We start from the raw sequence: 18,558 nt of genomic DNA, 5'->3' as shown, positions 1-18,558 counted from the left end.
GCTCGAAATCCTGGCGAGCGGTCCCGAACCGCTCGACGGTCCTGGCACGCGGCCCTGAACCGCCGCTCGCGGGCCGGGATCCCTCCGCCGCGACAGGTCATGTCCGGCGTACTCGCGCATCCTTCACACCGTGGGGTGATTCACCATGCCCGCAGCCAGGGGCCTTCCCCTCGCCGGTCTTCGGGTCATCGACCTGGCCGACGGCAAGGCCGAGATGTGCGGCCGCTTCCTCGCCGACCTCGGCGCCGACGTCATCCGTGTCGAGCCGCCCGGCGGCGCGCCGACCCGTCACTGGGAGCCCGTCCACGACGGCGTGAGCCTCTACTTCGCCACGCACAACGCCAACAAGCGCGGCGTCACCCTGGACCTGCGCGACCCCGCCGGCCGTGACCGGCTGCTCGACCTGGCCGCCGGGGCGGACTTCCTCATCGAGACCGAACGCCCCGGCACCCTCGACGGCCTCGGTCTCGGCGCGGACGCGCTGCTGGCGCGCAACCCGGCGCTGGTCGTCGTCTCGATCACCGACTTCGGGCAGACCGGCCCGTACCGGGACTGGATCGGCACCGACTGGACGCACCTGGCGCTCGGCGGGGTGCTGTCGCGCTCCGGCATCCCCGGCCGTCGGCCGGTCATGCCGCCCGGCCCGCTGGCCTACGAGTCGGCGGCCGTCCAGGCCGCGTGGGCGGGCCTGCTGGCGTACCTGAACCGGCTCGACACCGGTCGCGGCGACCACGTCGACTGCTCGGTGTACGAGATGACCGCGCAGGTCCTGGACCCGGGCTTCGGCATGGGCGGCTCGGCCACCGGTGGGGTCCCGGCCACCCGCCTGCCGCGCGGCCGTCCGCAGGCGGGCGACCTGTACCCGATCTTCCCGTGCGCCGATGGGTACGTCCGGATCTGCGTGCTGGCCAAACGGCAGTGGCGCGGGATGTTCGGCTGGCTGAAGGAACCGGAGGAGTTCGCCGACCCCAAGTACGACAGCATGGCCGCCCGGTTCGGAGCCGCTGAGCGGCTGCGCGTCCTCATGGGAGAGCTGTTCAGGGACCGGACCAGGGACGAGCTCGTGGCCCAGGGCCAGGAGCGCGGCGTGCCGATCGCGGCGCTGCTCGACCCCGGCGAGGTGCTCGACAGCCCGCACTTCCGGGCGCGGGGCAGCCTGGTCGACACCGAGATCGCCCCGGGGCTGACCGGCCGGGTGCCGTCCGGGTATGTCGAGGTGAACGGGGTACGGGCCGGGTTCCGGCACCGGGCCCCCGAGCCGGGGGAGCACGACGACGAGGTCTTCGGCGCGGTGACACCCGGCAGGCCGGTCACCTCCGGCACGGCCCTCGATAGGCCGGTCACCACGGACTCGGCTCTCGGAAGGCCGGTCACCACCGACTCGGCCGAGGTTGCGCCGCGGCGGCCCCTCGACGGGCTCCGGGTGCTGGACCTGGGTGTCATCGTGGTCGGCGCGGAGCTGGGCCGGTTGCTCGCCGACCAGGGCGCCGAGGTCATCAAGATCGAGAGCCGGGCCTACCCGGACGGCAGCCGCCAGTCGCTCGGCGACGAGGTCATCAGCGTCGGCTTCGCCTGGGGCCACCGCAACAAGCTCAGCGCCGGGATCAACCTCCGCTCGCCCGAGGGCCTGGATCTCTTCAAGCGGCTCGCCGCCGGCTCCGACGTCATCCTGTCCAACTTCAAGCCGGGCACGCTGGAGTCGCTGGGTCTCGGCTACGACGTCATCAGCGAGCTGAACCCCGAGATCATCATGGCCGACAGCAGCGCCCTGGGCCCGACCGGGCCGTGGAGCAGGCGCATGGGCTACGGCCCGCTCGTCCGCGCCTCCGCCGGGCTGACCGGGCTCTGGCGGGACACCGAGGTCGAGGCCGGGTTCTGCGACGGCATCACCATCTATCCCGACCACATCGCCGCGCGGGTCGGCGCCGTCGCCGTGCTCGCCGCGCTCATCGAGCGGCGGCGTACCGGGAAGGGCGGAACGGTCAGCGTCGCCCAGGCCGAGACGATCCTCACCCAGCTGTCCACCGGCTTCCTGCGCGAATCACTGGAACCCGGCTCGTTCACCGCCCACGGCAACAGCGGCGAGTGGGACGCGCCCCAGGGGGTCTACCCGTGCGCGGGCGACGACGAGTGGTGCGTGGTGAGCGTCGACGGCGACGAGCAGTGGCGGCGCCTGTGCGAGGTGATCGGCCGCGCCGACCTGCGCGCCGACGCGCGGCTGGCCACCGCCGCGGGCCGCCGCGCGCACCGCGACGTCGTGGACGCGGCCGTGACCGGGTGGACGGCTGTGACCCCGCCGGGAGCGGCCATGGAGCGGCTGCAGGAGGCCGGGGTGCCCGCCGGGATGATGCGGCGGGTCATCGAGTATCTGGACGATCCCCAGCTCATCGCCCGTGGGTTCCTGCGGGAGACGCGCCATCCGTACATCGAGCACGCCCTGCGTACCGAGAACGCCCCGGCCACCTTCCGTGGGGTCGCCGACCCCGAGTTGCGCCCCGCGCCGCTGGCGGGGGAGCACACGCGGCTGGTGGCCGCCAAGCTGCTCGGCCTGGCCGAGTCCGAGATTCAGGCGCTCATCGACGCGGGCGTGCTGGAAGAAGCAACCGTACCTAAGAGGAGTTGACCATGGGTGAGCCCGCCGCGCTCGTCGAGCGCCGCGACCACATCGTATTGATCACATTGAACCGGCCCGAAGTCCGCAACGCCGTGAACGCGGAGCTGACCCGCGCCGTCGGTGAGGCCCTGGACGAGGCCGACGCGGACGCGTCGGTGCGTGCCGTGGTGCTGACCGGGGCGGGGGACAAGGCGTTCTGCGCCGGTGCCGACCTGAAGGCGGTGGCCCGCGGGGAGTTCTCCGCTGAAGGGCTCAAGCCGCACTGGGGCTTCGCCGGGTGTGTCACGCATCCCATCGCCAAGCCGGTCATCGCCGCTGTGAACGGGTTCGCGCTCGGCGGCGGCACCGAGATCGCCCTGTGGGCCGACCTGGTGGTGGCCGCCGAGACCGCCGCGTTCGGGCTGCCGGAGGTCAAGCGCGGGATCCTCGCGGGCGCGGGCGGCGCGTTCCGGCTGGCCGCGCAGCTGCCCACGAAGATCGCCATGGAGATCCTGCTGACCGGCGAGCCCGTCACCGCCGCCGAGGCCCTGCGGCTCGGCCTGGTCAACCGGGTCGTACCGCCGGCCGAGCTGCTGACCGCCGCGTTCGCCCTGGCCGAGACGGTCAGCGCGAACGCCCCGCTGTCCGTGCAGGCCAGCAAGCGGATCGCGCGCGGCATCTCCGACGGCACCATCCCGTCCGAGCAGGCCGCCTGGGAACGGACCGCCGCCGAGAGCGCCGCGCTCATGCGGTCGGCGGACGCCAAGGAGGGGCCACGCGCCTTCGCCGAGAAGCGCGCCCCGGTTTGGGAGGGACGATGAACCGCACATCGGTCATCGCCGGTCTCGGCATCACCGAGATGGGCAAGGTCTACGGCCGGAGCGCGCCCGAGTTCGCCGCCGACGCCGTACGGCTCGCCGCCGCCGACGCCGGTCTCGACCTGCGTCAGGTGGACGGCCTGCTGACCAACACCGGCCTCACCGCCGACGTCGGCCTGAGCCTCCAGCGGGACCTGGGGCTGCGCGAGTTGCGCCTGCTGTCGGAGGTGCAGGCGTACGGCTCGTCGGCCGGCGCCATGGTCCAGTACGCCGCCATGGCCGTCGCCTCCGGCATGGCCGACGTCGTGGCCTGCGTCTTCGCCGACGCGCCGCTCAAGGACAAGGCGTCCGGGGGCGGCGCGGCCTACGCCGGCGCGGGCCGCAGACTGGCCGGCTGGCAAGGGCTGACCGCGGCCTCCGGGATCTACAGCGCCAACACCATGTACGCGCTGGCCGCCCGCCGGCACATGCGGAAGTACGGCACGACCAGCGAGCAACTGGGGCACATAGCCGTCGCGCAGCGCGCCTGGGCGGCCAGGAACCCCCTGGCCCAGATGCGGACCCCGATCACTCTTGAGGACCACCAGAGCTCCCGGTGGATCGCCGAGCCGTTCCACCTCCTCGACTGCTGCCTGGTCAGCAACGGCGGCGTCGCGGTCATCGTCACCTCCGCCGACCGGGCCGCCGACCTCGCCCAGCCCGCCGTGCACATCCGCGGCTGGGGACAGGCGCACCCGGGGTACGTCATGGGCAGGGACAGCGAGTTCGGCCTGGTCAGCGGGGCCGCCCTGTCAGGGCCGACGGCGCTGAAGATGACCGGGGTGTCGATCGGCGACATCGACGTCGCCGAGCTGTACGACTGCTACACCTACACCGCGCTCATCTCCCTGGAGGACTACGGCTTCTGCGCCAAGGGCGAGGGCGGCCCCTTCGTCGCGAGCGGCGTACTGGGACCGGAGGGGACGCTGGCCGTCAATACCGGCGGCGGCCAGCTCTCCTCCTATTACATGTGGGGGATGACCCCGCTGTCGGAGGCCGTCATCCAGGCCCGCGGCCAGGGCGGCGACCGTCAGGCCCCGCGCAACGACATGGTGCTGGTCAGCGGCAACGGCGGCGTACTCGACCACCACTCCACCCTCATCCTCAGCCCGCACGCGCGATAGGAGCATGCCGATGCCCGTGGGAATCGTCCACCGCGACGCGGCCACCGCCGAGTTCTTCGACGGCACCGCGCGCGGCGAACTGTTGATCCGGCACTGCGATCAGTGCGGCGGCTTCTCCGCTCCGCAGGCGCGTACGTGCCCGAGGTGCGGCTCACCCGAGCTGTCCTGGACGGCCGCCTCCGGGACAGGGTCGGTGGTGAGCTGGTCGGTGGTGCACACCAAGGGCGCGCCGCCGACCGTGGTCGCGATCGTCGAGCTGGCGGAGGAGCCATGGCTGCAGCTCCAGATCGCGGACGCCGCGCCCGAGGACGTGTACGCCGGGATGCCGGTCCGCGTCGCCTTCGAGCACCCCGAGGGCGGCGAAGCGGTCCCGGTCTTCCGCCCGGCGTCATCGTGAGCCGCTGATCAGGCCGGTTTCACGAGCCACGGGTCACGAGTCACGAGCCACGGGTCACACCAGCACCGCGCCACCGGCGATGTCGACGATGACGCCGGTGATCCAGCTCGAATCGTCGGAGGCGAGGAAGAGCGCGGCCCGGGCGACGTCTTCGGACGTGCCGAGCCGCCGCAGCGGGTGTGACTCGGCCAGCGAGCGCTGGACATCGGCCGGTATCCACTGCTGGTTCGTGTCGGTGAGGATCGTCTCCGGGGCGAGGCAGTTGGCCCGGATGCCGAACGGGCCCACCTGCGCGGCCAGATCCTGGGTGAAGAGCTGCACACCGGCCTTCGCCGCGGCGTACGCGACGATCGTCCGTTCGCTGGGCTTGCGCCCGGCCGCCGAGGACAGGGTGATGATGTTGCCGGTCCGGCGCTCCTTCATGCCGGGCAGGAAGCACTTGACGGTCAGGAAGGTGCCGGTGAGGTTCCGGTCGATGTCGGCCCGCCAGCTCTCCTCCGTGATGTCCTCGATGGGCGTGGGGCGGCTGGCTGTGCTGCCGGCGTTTACGACCAGCACGTCGACGTGGCCGTACCGGTCGAGGATCTGCCCCCGGATTCGATCGAGGTCGGCGGCGACGGTGACGTCTCCGGTCACGCTGATGGCCTCGCCGCCGAGGTCGTCGACGCGCGCCTGGACCGCGGCGAGCGCGGCCTCGTCGCGGCCGTGCAGCACGACTCGGGCGCCGGCCTGCGCGAACGTGGTCGCGACGGCGGCCCCGATCCCTCGGGAGCTGCCGGTGACCAGGGCGACCCGGTCCTTGAGAAGGCTCATCGTTCCTCCGGGGTCAGGCCGTCGCCGTCAGGACGATGATCGCCACGGCCAGGGCGGTGTCGAGCACGAGACAGAACTCGGCGAGCGACCGGGTCACCACTCGGTTCGCCCGGTAGTGGTAGACGTCCCATGCGGCGTGGCCGAGCAGGCCCAGCGCCACCAGGTAGCTGCCCACCGCCGGGTTGACGAACAGCGCGATCGTGGCCGCGGCGCCGAAACCGAGCATGGCGAGCAGCTGTAACGGCAGCCCACCGGGCTCAGGGCGCGTACCGCGCAGGGGGCCGTAGCCGCGCAGCAGACCGTAGCCACCCAGCAGGACGCCCAGGCCCAGCACCGCCCAGGTCGCCTCGAAGTCGTCATCGATGAGGTCCGCGGCCAGGATGACGGCGAAGGTCAGGAAGAACACGGGCCAGGTCGAGCCGGGTTTCCCGAACGCGGCCGCGCCCAGGTAGACCACCGCGGAGGCGGCCAGTACCTTGGCCAGTTCGAGGCCCGTGGCCATGTCGAGGATCATGAGCACGGCGGTCGCGACCCCGACCAGAATCGGCCAGTGCCGCAGCACCCGGCCGAGTGGAGGGGTCGTCTGTGTCGTCATCGTGGTTACCGCCTTGGGGGGATCGCGCAGTGGCCTTCATCTTCTATCCCGGCGGATCACCGGGCCAGGACAGCAACCGGACATTTACCGGACATTGGGCTAGGACATTTGCCGGACATAAGGCGGCATATGCGGAGATGGGGATGGGCTATGCGTCGTCGGCCATCGGGCTGAACTGGATGCCCGCCAGCCGCCACGAACCCTCCTGCCTGACCCACGTCTGGGACACCCGCACCCGCAGCGCCACCGCCCGCCCGTGAGAGGTCGCCTGGTTGCTCTGCACGTTGCGCACGATCGCGGCGTCGCCGTACATCCGGATGTCGATCTGGCTGGTGTCCAGGGCGTGGTACTGGAATTGGGCGTGGCGACCGATCCACTGCTCCTTGTCGAGCACGTATCCCTTGGGCCCGATCGACTGGAAGTCGTCGGCCAGTAACTCACGCAGGCGTCCGGCGTCGGCGGCCAGCTCCGCCGCGTCGAACTGCCGTTGAAGGTCGAGAACCGTCTCTTTCTCCGTGGTCTCCATGTTCTCCGAGCATAAGCGGGAGAACCGGAATGGTCACCGGACAAAATGCCCTCCCAATTTGTCCGGTTAATGCCCTGGACTGCCTTCCTGGCGATGGCCGAAAATTGGCCCGCGTCACGTCATCTCGGGCCCGCCCGGTGACAACGTGAGCCGCTGATCAGTCGTGCGCATGGAACCAAGTCGATCCCCGGACAGTTCGTTTCTTGAAAGGGTGTGCTTGTCGTGCGTACCGGGTTGTTCAGCGGAAAGGGTGGCATATGGAGCCGCTGTGGGCCGATGATCCACGCCAGGTGGGGCCATACCGGCTGACGAGACGGCTGGGCGGCGGCGGTATGGGGCAGGTGTACTTGGGCTGGTCCCGGGGAGGCCGGCCGGTCGCGGTGAAGGTGGTGCGGTCGGACCTGGCCGGTGATGCGGAGTTCCGGCGCCGGTTCGCGGACGAGGTGGCGGCGGCCCGGAAGGTCGGCGGAATCTACACCGCGGAGGTGGTGAAGGCCGACACCGGCGCCGATCCGCCGTGGCTGGCCACCGCCTACATCCCCGGCCCGTCCCTGCACCAGGCCGTCGCCACGCACGGACCGCTGCCGTCTGCGGCGATCGGTGTGCTGGGCGCGGGCCTGGCCGAGAGCTTGGTCGAGATCCACGAACACCAACTAGTGCACCGCGACCTCAAACCCGGCAACGTGATCCTGGCCGTCGATGGTCCCCGGGTCATCGACTTCGGCATCGCCCGCGCTTTGGAGGCCACCTCCCACACCGTCACGGGGGCCGTGATCGGCACTCCGGCGTTCATGTCCCCCGAACAGATCCGAAGTGACAAGGTGGGTCCCGCCAGCGATGTGTTCTCGCTGGGGTTGGTGCTGGTGTTCGCCGCCACCGGCTGCGGCCCGTTCGGGACCGGCCAGGGCCACGCGGTCATGTACCGCATCCTCCATGACGACCCCGACCTCACCGGCCTGCCGAAGGACCTGGTCGACCTGGTGGGCGCCTGCCTGGCCAAGACTCCTGAGCACCGGCCCGGTCCCGTCGATCTCCTCGACCGGCTCGCCGCGTCGGCCGAAAGCACCATGCCATGGCTCCCGCCCACGGTCACCGCGCTGATCACCCAGCTCGAAGAGGACCTCTCCGAGCCTTCTGGCGATGCTTCCATCCCTGGGCGGGCCGCCTCGATCCCTGGGCGGGCCGCCTCGATCCCTGGGCGGGCCGCCTCGATCCCTGGGCGGGCCGTCGATCCGGGGCGCCATCCGGAGATCGACCACGCCCTGCAGATCGCTCGATCCATCGACGATCCCGATGAGCGAGAAGAGGCGCTGTACGGAGTCGCCCTCGCGATCGTCGAGGCCGATCCCGACCACGCGGAGCAGTATCTGCGGCGCATCCCCTCGGAGGGATGTCGAGCAGCGGCTCTGCTGGCCCTCGCCGAGAAACTGCCCGACACCGACCGCGTCCAGCGGCTGATCGGTCACGCCGAACAACTCATCGTTCAGCTCCTGGACGATGACTCGAACCCCATGGCACACGAGATGCTCGAGTACTTGGTCGGCCAGCTCATCGCGGTGGATCCTGAGCGAGCGCTTGCGTTGCTCGACGGCGTTGAGCGGCGTGTCGTGGCCTTTGACGATCCCGAGCCGCGAGCCAGGGCGCTGGCGGCCATGGCCGACAAGATGGCCGTCAATGCGCCTGACCGCGCCACCAGGCTGATGGCCCAGGCAGTAGAAGCAGCCCGCATGATCCCACCCGACCCGGGCTACACGTTCGTCCTGCCCCAAACGCTGGCGGAGATCGCCAAGATCGGCTACGCCGCCGATCGGCGGCACGCCGAGCAGTTGATCGATCTCGCCGAAGCGACCGCGCTCGACGTTACGGGCCAGGACAGCGAGCGGAACTTCGCACTCAAGTGGACCGCTGTGGAGGTCGCGAAGGTCGATCCCGCCCGGGCGGAACAGATCATCAGCAAGATCCGGGAGGCGTACATTCGCTCATCTGCCTGGGGCGACAGCCTCAAGGCGGCGGCCTCGGCCGGGCAGGATCATCGGCCTCTGCTCGACGCGGCCGAACAGAGCTTCGCGAAACTCGCAGCCCAGGAACCGGCCCCGGTGAAGCCCGAACCCTGGTGGGCCCGCTGGGGAGTCCGGCCCAAGGCAGGCGCCGACAAGAGGTACTACGGTCCGTCGCATCTGAGCTACATCGCCATCGGCGCGGCATGGTGTGACCCGTCGCGGGCCGAAACCATCGCCTCGCTGATCACTGATGCCCGAGATCGGAGTGAGGCATTCGCCGGCATGACCGCCGAGATCGCCGAGACCAACCCTCTGCAGGCACGGTGGTGGCTCGACACCGCGTACCAGACCGCCCTCGAAGCCGAGGCGACATGGGCGCTCCTCGCGATGGGAAAGATCGCGCAGGTCGGCGCCACCGTGGCCCCGGAAACCGCGCAGCAGGCCACCCAGTACCTCACGAGCCGCGTCGACGCCACGGACCTGGACGCGTGGCGGCTGACAACGGTCGCCCAAGACGTCGTCGCCGCCGACCCGGAGCTGGCCATGCGCCTCATCGACCTCGCTGAGACCCGAGCGCGACAGCCCGGCAAGACACGGCTCGACAAGAATGCTCTGCAGCGCGTCGCCAGAACTCTGCTGGCCGTGGCGACAGCATGGGCCGACTCCGGGCCCGAACGAACCGTTCCCATCCTGCGCCACCTGCTGGAGGTCGCCCTGGCCGCGCGATCGACCGCGTACCTGTCGATCACTGAGACCGCCCTGCCGAACCCGCAGGCCGTTGAGCGGCTCCTGCGGGAATACCACGGTCCCGGCCGGGATCATCTGCGGTACATCGCGGCTGCCGCGTTCGCGGCGACAGATGTCCACCGCGCCGAGCAGTTCGCCCGGGAGATCACCGACGACTCCCTGCGGAACACGGCGCTCAACGCCCTCGTCGCATCGATCACCAAGCAGGCCATGGGCTCGGCGAGCGGCCCAGACGCCAAGCGCGCCACATAGCACCGCAGAACGCGCCGGATCTGCACCGCATCCCTGGCTACGGAGGGCGGCACGTGTGCCGTAAAGTGCCGCATCATGGTGGATTGGGGCATTCGGCGGGCTTTGGCGGCGGACATCGAGGCGATGGTCGAGCTACGCGCCGTGGTGATGCGGGCGGATCTGGAGCGGCTCGGCCGGTACGACGAGCAGCGAGTACGGCAGCGCATGAGGGACGCCTACGACCCGTCGCACACCTGGGTGATCGAAGTCGGCGGCGAGTTCGCCGGCTGCGTGGCGCTACGGGAAGCCGAGGACGCCCGCTGGCTGGAGCACTTCTTCCTGGCCCCGCACCTGCAGGGTTCCGGCATCGGTTCGGGTGTCCTGCGCGAGCTGCTGGATCGGTGCGACCGTGACGGTGTCCCTGTCCGGTTGAACGTGTTGCAGGGAAGCCCGGCCCGGCGGCTGTACGAGCGGCACGGGTTCACCCTGGAGACCGAGGACCCGGTGGACGTGTTCATGGTCCGCAGGGTCCCTGAACGCTCCTATCGGCTGATCTGACGCGGAACCGGGTGTCTGGATTGCGAATGGCGTAGAAGTTGGTGATCGCGCCATCGGCGATTCGGTAGGGCGCGTTTTCGTTGAGACACGCCAATGTCAAAACTGCGCGAAAACGGGGGCTCGTGCGGCAAGGCCCCGTATCGTGCCAGGTAGAGGGCCTTCTCCTACTGGATCCACCCCGGACGGCGTCCACTGCGCACGGCGCGCATGGAGCCTGCTTCGGATGGGGTTCTTCGTTGGACAGGAGTTGGTTCGTATGGACTTGCAACGCGCGTTGCTCATAGCGCTCGCGATAGTCGCCTCCACCAGCATCTCGACCGCTCTCATGCTCGCGGACGGCTCCACGTGGCCCGCCGCACTCCTGACCGGTCTCGCCGCCGGCGGCGCCGTTCTGTGGGGGCTGCTCGGCTGTTTCAAGCACCACCATTAGCCGCGAAGGGACCCAGCCCTTCACCAGGTTGGGCCCCTTTCTCGGCGCCCCAGCACCGCCGGCCGCTGAGGCATGGCACGCGCGCGAAATCGTTGGACAACGCGTACACCCATCGACCGTCTCGCCGAGCTCGACCTCATGGCGCAGCCGGCCGGACCACTAGGTTCACCTGTCCTGGTAGGCCCGTGGCCAACTGGGCTGGTAGCAGCAGCGCATGCCCGTCTGCACGGTGGTGCGCAGTTCATCCCCGATAACCGGATCGGCCTCCGCGATGCGGTTCAGCGTACGTCTGATGGCCTTGCCCACCGCGACCCTGGCGCGCTCGGCGCTGCCGGTGAAGTGGCGGGTCCGTTCGCCGAGGCCGGTGGCCGCGGCCAGCTCGTCGAGCAGCCAGTCGCGCTCGGCGCGTACCGCGGCGACCCGTTCCGCGTCGTTCATCGACTCGAGCTCGTCGATCTCGGCCTGTAGGTGCGACAGCCGTTGCATGTAGCGGCGTTTGGCCAGGTCGTCGAGCACCGGCTGGGCGCTTTCGCCGTCACGGCCCGCCGACTGGCCGGGGAGCGTGGATCCGGCGGCCAGTTCGAGGGCGGAGATCTCCTGGTACGGGTTGGCCAGCAGGAGCGCCAGGTGGTTCATCCCCACGCTGTGCTCGACGTACGCGGTCCGGCCGGCCAGCTCGATCCGCCATTGCCGTCCCCAGCGGTGGCAGGACGCGGCCGACCGGCCGATACCTCCGACCGGCGGATGATCCTGCCGTGCCAGCAGGGCGCCCAGTTCCAGCAGGCACCGCTCGGCGCGCGAGTCCGTGGGCTGGAACAGGTCGATGATGTGCCGCAGCAGCTCCATGAGCAGGTCGGCGCGACCCTCGCTGATGATCGGCCGCATGTCCATGTCCATGACAGACGGGCTGGTACTCCGCGTCATGCCGCCCCCTTATCCCCGTAGTGAGTCCCCGTGCCGTGGTGAGTGGCTCGACCGTACGAGGACGGGGCGGCGGTGGGGATCGGTGGCCGATCCCTATATTGCGGCGGGCGATGCCTAACTTTCCGCCCTGGGCTCCCTCTCGGCCAGGCCGAGCCTGATGGCCTGGTCGGCGGCGGCGTTGCGGCTCGGGGCGCCCAGTTTGGCGAGGATGGACGAGACGTGGTGACCGACGGTCTTGGCGGAGATGAATAACTTCGCGGCGATCTCGGCATTGGTGCACCGGGCGCAGAGCAGGGCGAGCACTTCGTGTTCGCGCCGGGTCAGCCCGAACGGATGCCCTCGGGTCGCCGCCCGCGGCCCGGCAGGGAGGGACCGGGCGCCGAGTTCGCGGAGCTTGCGCCTGACGATGCGGGTGGCGGGGAAGGCGCCGAGGCCGGTGAGGATCTCCAGGGCCTGACGGAGCTCCGGCTCCCGTGGCGCCTGTGCCAGGGCCAGCGCGGCGTCGTACGGGCAGCGCAGCTCGGTCCAGGCATGCGCGGCCTTGGCCACGTCACCGCCGAGTTCCAGCCGGTACGGCTCGGCGTGCGCGCCATGCGCCCGGCGGCGAGAGCCGGTCCGCCGCAGCCAGACGGCGACCGCGCCGAGATCCCAGGCGTCGCACCCTTCGGAGGTGTCCGCGGCCAGTTCGGCCTCGCGGCGGGCGTGCTCCGCCTTCCCCTCCAGCCAGTACGCCTCGGCGCGGGTGAGCCGTACGGGCACGATCTGCTGCGGCTCGCGGGTACGGTCGGCGATCTCGGCTGCCTCGTCGAGATACGCCCAGACGCCGGGCTCGCCCCGGCGGGCGTGGATCGCACCGAGTTTGCGTACGATGCACAACCGGCTGCACGAGGAGAGCGGCGTGACGGCGAGGATCTCGGCGCAGAGCGTCACCGCCTCGTCCCAGCGTCCCGTCCGCTCCATCATGGTGGCCTGCTCGCTGCGCAGGTGCATCGCGTACGTGGTGAGATCCCGCTCATCGCAATAGGCGAGGCCCTCGACCAGCAAAGGCTCGGCTTCGGCGAACTGCCGCTCGCTCACGTACGTGGCGCAGAAGTTCGCGAACGCCCGGCCCGCCTGATCTTGGTGATGCCCGGACAGACCGAGGTCCAACGCCCGGCGCATGCCCCCCACCCAGTCCTCGCCCTTGGCCGCGGCCGACGCCGCCATGGTGTTGAGCACATCGCTGAGCACGTCGGTGGCGCCCAGACGCTCGGCGATCGTCTGCGCCCGCCGTGCCAGGTCGATGGCCGCGTCGTGCTGGGCCTGCAGCATGCGCCGGTTGGCGAAGATGGCGTACGCCCAGGCCAGCTCGACGCTCGGCCCGAGCGGTTCCAGGACCGACACGGCGGCTTCGACGGCGGCGACCGCCTGATCCGCGCGGACAAGGTTCCACAGGGTGCGCGACAGCCGCCGCAGCGCGTCGCCCTCCCGCAGCCGATCACCCGCCGCGCGCCACTGCGCCAGCGCGTGCTCGCAGGCGTCGGCCGCGTCCTCCCACTGGTCGAGCAGCGCCGCCTCGTCGGCCAGCCCCTCGTACAGCCGGGCGATCGTCGAGGCGTCCGCCCCGTCCGCGAACCGCAGGGCGCGCCGGAACTGCGCCGCCGCCTCACGATGCGAGGCCAGCCACGCCGCACGGCGGGCGGCGGCGGGCGCGTGCCGCAGGACCGCCTCGGCATCGCCGGCCGCCTCGGCGTGGAAGGCCATCCGGGCCTCGTCGTCGCACCCCAGGTCGGCCAGCGCGGTCAGGACGAGGCCGTGAATGGCCCGGCCGCGATGCGCCGAGACCGCCCCCGCCACTGCCAGCCGCGCGATCTCATGACGGAACCTCAGCCACGGGCCGTCCTCGATCACCAGCCCACACCCGAGCAGCTCGTCCAGGGCGGACGGCGGGCAGCCGGTCACCGACTCCAGTAATCGCGACTCGACCCTGGTCCCGGTCAGCGCCGCCACGTCCAGCACTTGACGGGACCCGCCGTCCAGGCGCGTCGCGCGTGCCAGCACCGCGTCCCGCGCAGATGGGGGCACCTCTGTGACCCCGGCCTGTACGACCTCGGTCACGTAGAACGGGTTCCCGCCGGTCAGCCGGTGCAGCGCGGACGCCTCCCACCCGCTCCCACGGGCCAGCAGCCCCACCGCGTCGGCGGACAGCGGCGCCAGCGCGAGCCGCCGCGTCGACCGCTGCGAAGCCAGATCGCCCAGGGCGACCCGGAACAGATCATCCGCTGCCAGGCCCTCGTCCCGGTAGGTGGCGATGACCAGCACCGGGGCGTTCCAGAGCCGCCGGCTGAGGAAGCGCAGCATGTCGAGGGTGGCCTCGTCGGCCCAGTGGACGTCCTCGACCGCGACCACGTTCAGCGTCCCGGGCTCACTGACCTCGTGCAGCAACCCGCGGAACAACTCCTCACGTCCGGCCCCCGCGCGACACAGCTCCAGCAGCGCGCCGCGACGCTGGTCCGCCACGTCGAAGAGCGGCCCGAGCGGGCGCGGAGTGAACAGCCCGTCGCACATCCCCCACGACCAACGGGCATCCGGCAGCTCTTCCTGGAAGCGCTCCACCAGCGCCGACTTCCCGACGCCCGCCTCACCCGAGACCAGAACCAGCCGCCCGGCACCCTGCCTGGCCTCGGCCGCGTACTCAGCCAGCGCCGCCAGCGACGGCTCCCGCTCCAGCAACCGCATGCCCGCAGTATCCGATAAATCCTCGGAAACCGTAAGGCCGTTCGGGGGCGGCGCCGCTCAGCGCAGTTCGACCTCGACCCCCTTCTCGGTGAAGATGCTGAGCAGGTCTTCCAGGGTGATCGCCGGTCCCCATGTCCATCGGCTGTACTCCGGCCGGTCGTATCCGGGGACGAGGTGCCGACGCGCCACGTCCGCGTCGTGCCAGATGAGCCGGAACGGCGTCCTGGCCCCCCACTTCCAGCTGAGGCAGTCCGCAAGGGCACCGGTGTTCCAGCCGAAGTAGCCGCCCGGGCCGTTGATCGCCTCGCCGATGGCGCAGTAGAAGCTGTCGATGCTGGTGACGTACCGGCCATCGAGCTGGTACGTGCGCCCGGCCGGACGGTCCGGTCGCTCGTACGGATGGTGTGCCAGGGCCGCGCGCGACCACGTGTGCTGCAGGGTTCGGTCGAGGTGGGCCCACAGGTTGGGCTCTGTCGGGCGGCCCTCGTACCACATCTGCCAGATCGGGCGGGCACCGACGGGCAGAGGGTTGTGGACGGGCTCGTCGAACGTGATGTCGACGAGCCCGTCACCCAGGCGCGAGGGACGTGATTCGACGACGGTGGCGCTGAACATGCTGTGTGTCCCCACCGCGAGACCGGCGGCGTCGACGGCTTGGATCGAGGCTTGGACCAGGCGTCGCTTGGGGGAGCGGGCCTCGGTTGCGGCTCGCAGTGGCGCTTCGGGACGGCAGCCGATCAGCGTCACCGGATGCGCGTCCGGGAGCGGCCGCGCGTGGAAGACCCCGACGGTGTCCAGGCAGGTGCCCAGCGGTTGGTCATCGACGCCGCAGAGCCGGAACCCGGTCCCATCGGGCGGCTCTTCCGACGGATATTCGCTGTCCTCGTCAAAGCGGATATATCCCCGTAATTCGATATCCAGCAGGCCATCCCGCACCTTCGACCGGCGGTGGCCGATGACGGTGACGTCGAAAAGCTCTTCCTCGCATGAACAGGAATAGCCGTAGTCCAGGCAACCCGACCGCGGCCGTCGCGGATCGTGGATCGGGCTCAGGACGACGCTGGGCAGCCAGGCGCTCGCGCCACTGGGTCCCCGCAGCGCTTCGAGCAGCGGGCCGACCGGCTCGCAGCCGAGCAGGGTGTACGTCTCCGGCGCCGACAGCGGCTCGGGATCGACGAACAGCCCGTCGATGTCAGCGCATACCCCCAGAGTGACATCGGGGGAATCGGTGTACTCGTCGATCAGCAGCCACCGCGGCGGCCCGTCCTGATCCCACGTCCACACCGGCTTCATGCGACCCCCGATCACCGACGAGCTACCGTTCCCGGCCAGACCTTGCCGCGCGTGCCGATCATCGTATGCCCGTTGAAGGTAAGGCCACTCAGTGCTGTTCCACGCCGTTCACGAACACCTTGCGCAGGGTCAGGTCGTCGGTGAACGCGATCGTGTTCGTGCCGGTGATGTTCGTGAACGCGCACTTCTCCAAGCGCACCCCGGTCAGGTGGTCGGTCTCCAGGCCGACGAGGTTGAGTACGGCGTCGGCGCCGTCGAGCCTGGTCCGCTCCATCCGGATGTCGCGGACCGACACCGGCTCGGTGCCTCCTTCGTTGCTGTTGTAGGCCATGTTGACGAACATCACCTCGCGGTCCACGTTCTGGCCGGTGAAGTCGCGTACGTAGACGCCCTCGATGTAGGCGCCGCGCTTCTTGCTGGCCTTGATGTAGACGGGGTACTTCACCGGGTAGTTGCCGGGGAAGTCCGGGGAATTGATCACGCACCGCTCGGCGAAGACGTTGCGGACGCCGCCGGACATCTCGCTGCCGACCGTGATGCCGCCCCAGCGGCCGGAGAAGGCGCAGTCCTGGACGACGATGTTCTCGCTGGGCACGCCCACCCGGCGGCCATCGGCGTCGCGGCCCGACTTGACCGCCACGCAGTCGTCGTTGGTGTTGAAGCGGCAGTCATGGATGTGCACGTACGACGACGCCTCCGGATCGCAGCCGTCCGTGTTGTACAGCGTGCTGACGACGGTGATGCCGCGCACGGTGACGTTCGTGGACAGGACCGGGTTCACGGTCCACATGGCCGGTTCGAGGATCGTGAGGTCGCTGACCAGGATGTTCTGACATTTCACGAACTGGACCATGGCGGGGCGCAGATAGTGGCCTGCCCCGAACACACGCTGCTCGACCGGTACGCCGTCGTCGCCCATCTTGCGCAGTGCCCTCTGGTCGGCGCCCTGTGGGCCGCTGTTGGCGTACCAGCTCTCCCACGGGCCCTGCCTGGCCTGGCCGTCGAGCGTGCCCTTGCCCGTGACGGCGATGTTCCGCTGACCGTGGGCGTAGATGAACGGGCTGTAGTTGTAGCATTCCGTGCCCTCCCACCGGGTGAAGACGACCGGCAGGTAGGCGTTCGGATCGGTGCTGAAGGCGATCACGCCGCCCTCGGACACGTGCAGCTCCACGTTGCTGAGCAGATGGATGGCCCCAGTGAGGAAGCGTCCCGGCGGGACCACGACCCGGCCGCCGCCCTTGCGGTGGCACTCGCTGATCGCAGCCTTGAACGCGGCCGTGCAGTCGGTCGTGCCGTTACCCACGGCGCCGAACGCGGTGACATCCCACCTTCGGTTGGGGAAGCGAGGAGGCCGGATTTTGCGCAGGATGCCCGGCAGCTGGTGCCAGGGATCCGCTGATCGGGCCTCGGCCTGCGCCGACGCGGTTCCGGGGACGAGTGTTGCGGCGGCCAGAGCGCCGCCGGCCTTCAATAGAGATCGTCTGGATGGCATGGTCACCACCGGGGGGGTGCGGAGACATCGGATCTCTGGAGCGTAAATGCGGTCCGGACGGAATTCAATTCTTGACGAAGGAAATGATGAGATTCGCTTGATCTCCTGCCGGCCTCTGCGGCGCGGGGCTAATCGTCGCTGTGACCCCCGCCCGGTGCGGGCGGGCGGAACGGGTCGCCGACCGGCAGCCAGGCCGTATCGGCGTCCAGGCCGAGCCTGCCGACGTCACGGGTCAGGGCTTCGACGGCGGCCCGTACAGCGCCGCGCTTCTCGCCGTGGCGGCACACCAGGGCCCAGGTCCAGTACGGCGACGGGTCCACCACCGGCCGCCGGACGAGATCGGGCGGCAGGGGAGTGGTCTGACCCTTCGGTGAGTTGATGACGGGGCGGCGCAATCGGCGTACGTGGTCGAAGAACGCCGCGCCAGTGATGCCGCCGTCGTCGATGTGCACGGTCCGGGATCCGGTGTCGCGGGCGAACTCCTTGGCGTAGCGGTTCCAGGAATCCCAGGTGACGGTGTCGGTGTCCAGCAGCACCAGGGTCTCCCTGGCTCGGACCGCGGACGCGTCGGTGCCCGCGGAGACCGCGTGGAGCCGATCCGCGCCGATCAGCCGAGCGTCGAGCTCGTAGGCGGCCAGATCGTCGGCCTGAACCCAGCAGATGGCCAGATCGATGCTGCCGTCGGCGACCCGGCCGACCTGGGTGTGCGACGGCATGACCCACGCGTCGACGTGCAGCTGCGCTATGCCGGACATGCGGGTGGCCAGGTCGGGGGGCCGCCAGTTCACGTACCCGAGCCGGACCGGTTCGGGGGCGGACAGGCGGGCCGCGGACGCGCGCAACTCGTCGGCCTGTTCGAGCAGCGCCCGGGTCGGGGCCAGCAGCGCCTCTCCGGCCGGGGTCATCGTGACCGAGCGGCGGTCCCGGTCGAACAGCCGCACCCCCAGGTCCCGCTCCAGCGCCTTGATCTGCTGGGAGAGCGACGGGCCGGCGATGCGCAGCCGGGCCGCGGCGCGGCCGAAGTTCAGCTCCTCGGCCACCGCCACGAAATAGCGCAGCTGGCGTAGCTCCACCCGCCCATCGTAGTGCGGTAGGAGGCTATGCCTACCAGCAGAGAGCAAGCCCGTCGTGGCGCCACGGCGACCGCTGGGTGCACGATGGAATCCATGGCCCCAGGGCAGGTCGGGACCCGGCCGCCCACTGTCTGAGCCATTCCCCCCACGCCGGCACCGCCCAGGAGCGGTGCGGGTGCCACACGTC

General features: G+C 70.4%; 15 protein-coding genes. 7 read left to right on the top strand and 8 right to left on the bottom strand.

Annotation, left to right across the window (positions count from 1 at the left end):
* The first annotated feature begins 145 nt into the window (after positions 1 to 145).
* From ACQP2T_RS43065 to ACQP2T_RS43050, 4 genes are read left to right on the top strand one after another with little or no spacing between them, the layout of a single operon-like run.
* Positions 146 to 2,623 carry a CaiB/BaiF CoA transferase family protein gene (locus tag ACQP2T_RS43065; RefSeq protein ID WP_433510615.1) on the top strand — a complete coding sequence of 826 codons (2,478 nt, stop codon included), beginning with the start codon at positions 146 to 148 and terminating at the stop codon, positions 2,621 to 2,623.
* Positions 2,624 to 2,625: 2 nt separating this feature from the next.
* A complete protein-coding gene (locus ACQP2T_RS43060; protein WP_433510614.1) occupies positions 2,626 to 3,414 on the top strand; it encodes a crotonase/enoyl-CoA hydratase family protein in 789 nt (262 codons plus the stop codon).
* Positions 3,411 to 4,574 carry a thiolase family protein gene (locus ACQP2T_RS43055; protein ID WP_433510613.1) on the top strand — a complete coding sequence of 388 codons (1,164 nt, stop codon included), beginning with the start codon at positions 3,411 to 3,413 and terminating at the stop codon, positions 4,572 to 4,574. Before ACQP2T_RS43060 ends, ACQP2T_RS43055 begins: the two co-directional genes overlap by 4 nt.
* A 10-nt stretch (positions 4,575 to 4,584) precedes the next feature.
* On the top strand, positions 4,585 to 4,971 hold the full coding sequence (locus ACQP2T_RS43050) for a Zn-ribbon domain-containing OB-fold protein (protein ID WP_433510612.1): 387 nt from the start codon (positions 4,585 to 4,587) through the stop codon (positions 4,969 to 4,971).
* Between the two features lie 54 nt (positions 4,972 to 5,025).
* On the opposite strand, the gene ACQP2T_RS43045 is transcribed toward ACQP2T_RS43050, so the two are convergent.
* The 3 genes from ACQP2T_RS43045 to ACQP2T_RS43035 form a co-directional block, all read right to left on the bottom strand.
* Positions 5,026 to 5,784: an SDR family NAD(P)-dependent oxidoreductase gene (locus ACQP2T_RS43045; RefSeq protein ID WP_433510611.1), complete on the bottom strand. Its 759-nt coding sequence runs from the start codon at positions 5,782 to 5,784 to the stop codon at positions 5,026 to 5,028.
* A gap of 13 nt (positions 5,785 to 5,797) precedes the next feature.
* The gene (locus tag ACQP2T_RS43040) at positions 5,798 to 6,379 is read right to left on the bottom strand and encodes a hypothetical protein (protein ID WP_433510610.1); all 582 of its coding nucleotides are present in this window, start codon (positions 6,377 to 6,379) and stop codon (positions 5,798 to 5,800) included.
* A gap of 148 nt (positions 6,380 to 6,527) precedes the next feature.
* Positions 6,528 to 6,905: a DUF4440 domain-containing protein gene (locus ACQP2T_RS43035; RefSeq protein ID WP_433510609.1), complete on the bottom strand. Its 378-nt coding sequence runs from the start codon at positions 6,903 to 6,905 to the stop codon at positions 6,528 to 6,530.
* A gap of 257 nt (positions 6,906 to 7,162) precedes the next feature.
* Here ACQP2T_RS43035 and ACQP2T_RS43030 point away from each other — a divergent pair, with 257 nt between their 5' ends.
* The 3 genes from ACQP2T_RS43030 (at position 7,163) to ACQP2T_RS43020 (ending at position 10,871) form a co-directional block, all read left to right on the top strand.
* Positions 7,163 to 9,904 (top strand): protein kinase domain-containing protein, encoded by a 2,742-nt coding sequence (locus ACQP2T_RS43030; protein WP_433510608.1) that lies wholly within the window; start codon positions 7,163 to 7,165, stop codon positions 9,902 to 9,904.
* Positions 9,905 to 9,979: 75 nt separating this feature from the next.
* On the top strand, positions 9,980 to 10,441 hold the full coding sequence (locus ACQP2T_RS43025; RefSeq protein WP_433510607.1) for a GNAT family N-acetyltransferase: 462 nt from the start codon (positions 9,980 to 9,982) through the stop codon (positions 10,439 to 10,441).
* A gap of 256 nt (positions 10,442 to 10,697) precedes the next feature.
* The gene (locus ACQP2T_RS43020; RefSeq protein WP_433510606.1) at positions 10,698 to 10,871 is read left to right on the top strand and encodes a hypothetical protein; all 174 of its coding nucleotides are present in this window, start codon (positions 10,698 to 10,700) and stop codon (positions 10,869 to 10,871) included.
* 165 nt (positions 10,872 to 11,036) lie between these two features.
* Here ACQP2T_RS43020 and ACQP2T_RS43015 read toward each other — a convergent pair whose 3' ends face one another.
* The 5 genes from ACQP2T_RS43015 to ACQP2T_RS42995 all read right to left on the bottom strand — a co-directional run bounded on the left by ACQP2T_RS43015 (position 11,037) and on the right by ACQP2T_RS42995 (position 18,371).
* Entirely contained in the window at positions 11,037 to 11,795 is a 759-nt protein-coding gene (locus ACQP2T_RS43015) for a hypothetical protein (protein ID WP_433510605.1), read from the bottom strand.
* 114 nt (positions 11,796 to 11,909) lie between these two features.
* Positions 11,910 to 14,513, bottom strand: a complete 2,604-nt coding sequence (locus tag ACQP2T_RS43010; protein WP_433510604.1) for an ATP-binding protein — start codon at positions 14,511 to 14,513, stop codon at positions 11,910 to 11,912.
* 57 nt (positions 14,514 to 14,570) lie between these two features.
* On the bottom strand, positions 14,571 to 15,806 hold the full coding sequence (locus ACQP2T_RS43005; protein ID WP_433510603.1) for a barstar family protein: 1,236 nt from the start codon (positions 15,804 to 15,806) through the stop codon (positions 14,571 to 14,573).
* 88 nt (positions 15,807 to 15,894) lie between these two features.
* The gene (locus ACQP2T_RS43000; protein WP_433510602.1) at positions 15,895 to 17,298 is read right to left on the bottom strand and encodes a glycoside hydrolase family 28 protein; all 1,404 of its coding nucleotides are present in this window, start codon (positions 17,296 to 17,298) and stop codon (positions 15,895 to 15,897) included.
* 128 nt (positions 17,299 to 17,426) lie between these two features.
* Positions 17,427 to 18,371: a LysR family transcriptional regulator gene (locus ACQP2T_RS42995; protein ID WP_433510601.1), complete on the bottom strand. Its 945-nt coding sequence runs from the start codon at positions 18,369 to 18,371 to the stop codon at positions 17,427 to 17,429.
* Positions 18,372 to 18,558: the final 187 nt, after the last annotated feature.

Source organism: Nonomuraea sp. CA-143628, assembly GCF_050942315.1.
In the GTDB taxonomy this organism is placed as follows: Bacteria; Actinomycetota; Actinomycetes; order Streptosporangiales; family Streptosporangiaceae; genus Nonomuraea.
This window is presented reverse-complemented; position numbering and strand designations above follow the sequence as displayed.

Excerpts from the sequence above, each read along its gene's own strand:
- ACQP2T_RS43010 (WP_433510604.1), bottom strand. The coding sequence starts at position 14,513 with ATGCGGTTGCTGGAGCGGGAGCCGTCGCTGGCGGCGCTGGCTGAGTAC.
- ACQP2T_RS43045 (WP_433510611.1), bottom strand. The coding sequence starts at position 5,784 with ATGAGCCTTCTCAAGGACCGGGTCGCCCTGGTCACCGGCAGCTCCCGA.
- ACQP2T_RS43060 (WP_433510614.1), top strand. The coding sequence starts at position 2,626 with ATGGGTGAGCCCGCCGCGCTCGTCGAGCGCCGCGACCACATCGTATTG.
- ACQP2T_RS43005 (WP_433510603.1), bottom strand. The coding sequence starts at position 15,806 with ATGAAGCCGGTGTGGACGTGGGATCAGGACGGGCCGCCGCGGTGGCTG.
- ACQP2T_RS43025 (WP_433510607.1), top strand. The coding sequence starts at position 9,980 with ATGGTGGATTGGGGCATTCGGCGGGCTTTGGCGGCGGACATCGAGGCG.
- ACQP2T_RS43000 (WP_433510602.1), bottom strand. The coding sequence starts at position 17,298 with ATGCCATCCAGACGATCTCTATTGAAGGCCGGCGGCGCTCTGGCCGCC.
- ACQP2T_RS43030 (WP_433510608.1), top strand. The coding sequence starts at position 7,163 with ATGGAGCCGCTGTGGGCCGATGATCCACGCCAGGTGGGGCCATACCGG.
- ACQP2T_RS43020 (WP_433510606.1), top strand. The coding sequence starts at position 10,698 with ATGGACTTGCAACGCGCGTTGCTCATAGCGCTCGCGATAGTCGCCTCC.
- ACQP2T_RS43050 (WP_433510612.1), top strand. The coding sequence starts at position 4,585 with ATGCCCGTGGGAATCGTCCACCGCGACGCGGCCACCGCCGAGTTCTTC.
- ACQP2T_RS43065 (WP_433510615.1), top strand. The coding sequence starts at position 146 with ATGCCCGCAGCCAGGGGCCTTCCCCTCGCCGGTCTTCGGGTCATCGAC.
- ACQP2T_RS43035 (WP_433510609.1), bottom strand. The coding sequence starts at position 6,905 with ATGGAGACCACGGAGAAAGAGACGGTTCTCGACCTTCAACGGCAGTTC.
- ACQP2T_RS43040 (WP_433510610.1), bottom strand. The coding sequence starts at position 6,379 with ATGACGACACAGACGACCCCTCCACTCGGCCGGGTGCTGCGGCACTGG.
- ACQP2T_RS43055 (WP_433510613.1), top strand. The coding sequence starts at position 3,411 with ATGAACCGCACATCGGTCATCGCCGGTCTCGGCATCACCGAGATGGGC.
- ACQP2T_RS43015 (WP_433510605.1), bottom strand. The coding sequence starts at position 11,795 with ATGACGCGGAGTACCAGCCCGTCTGTCATGGACATGGACATGCGGCCG.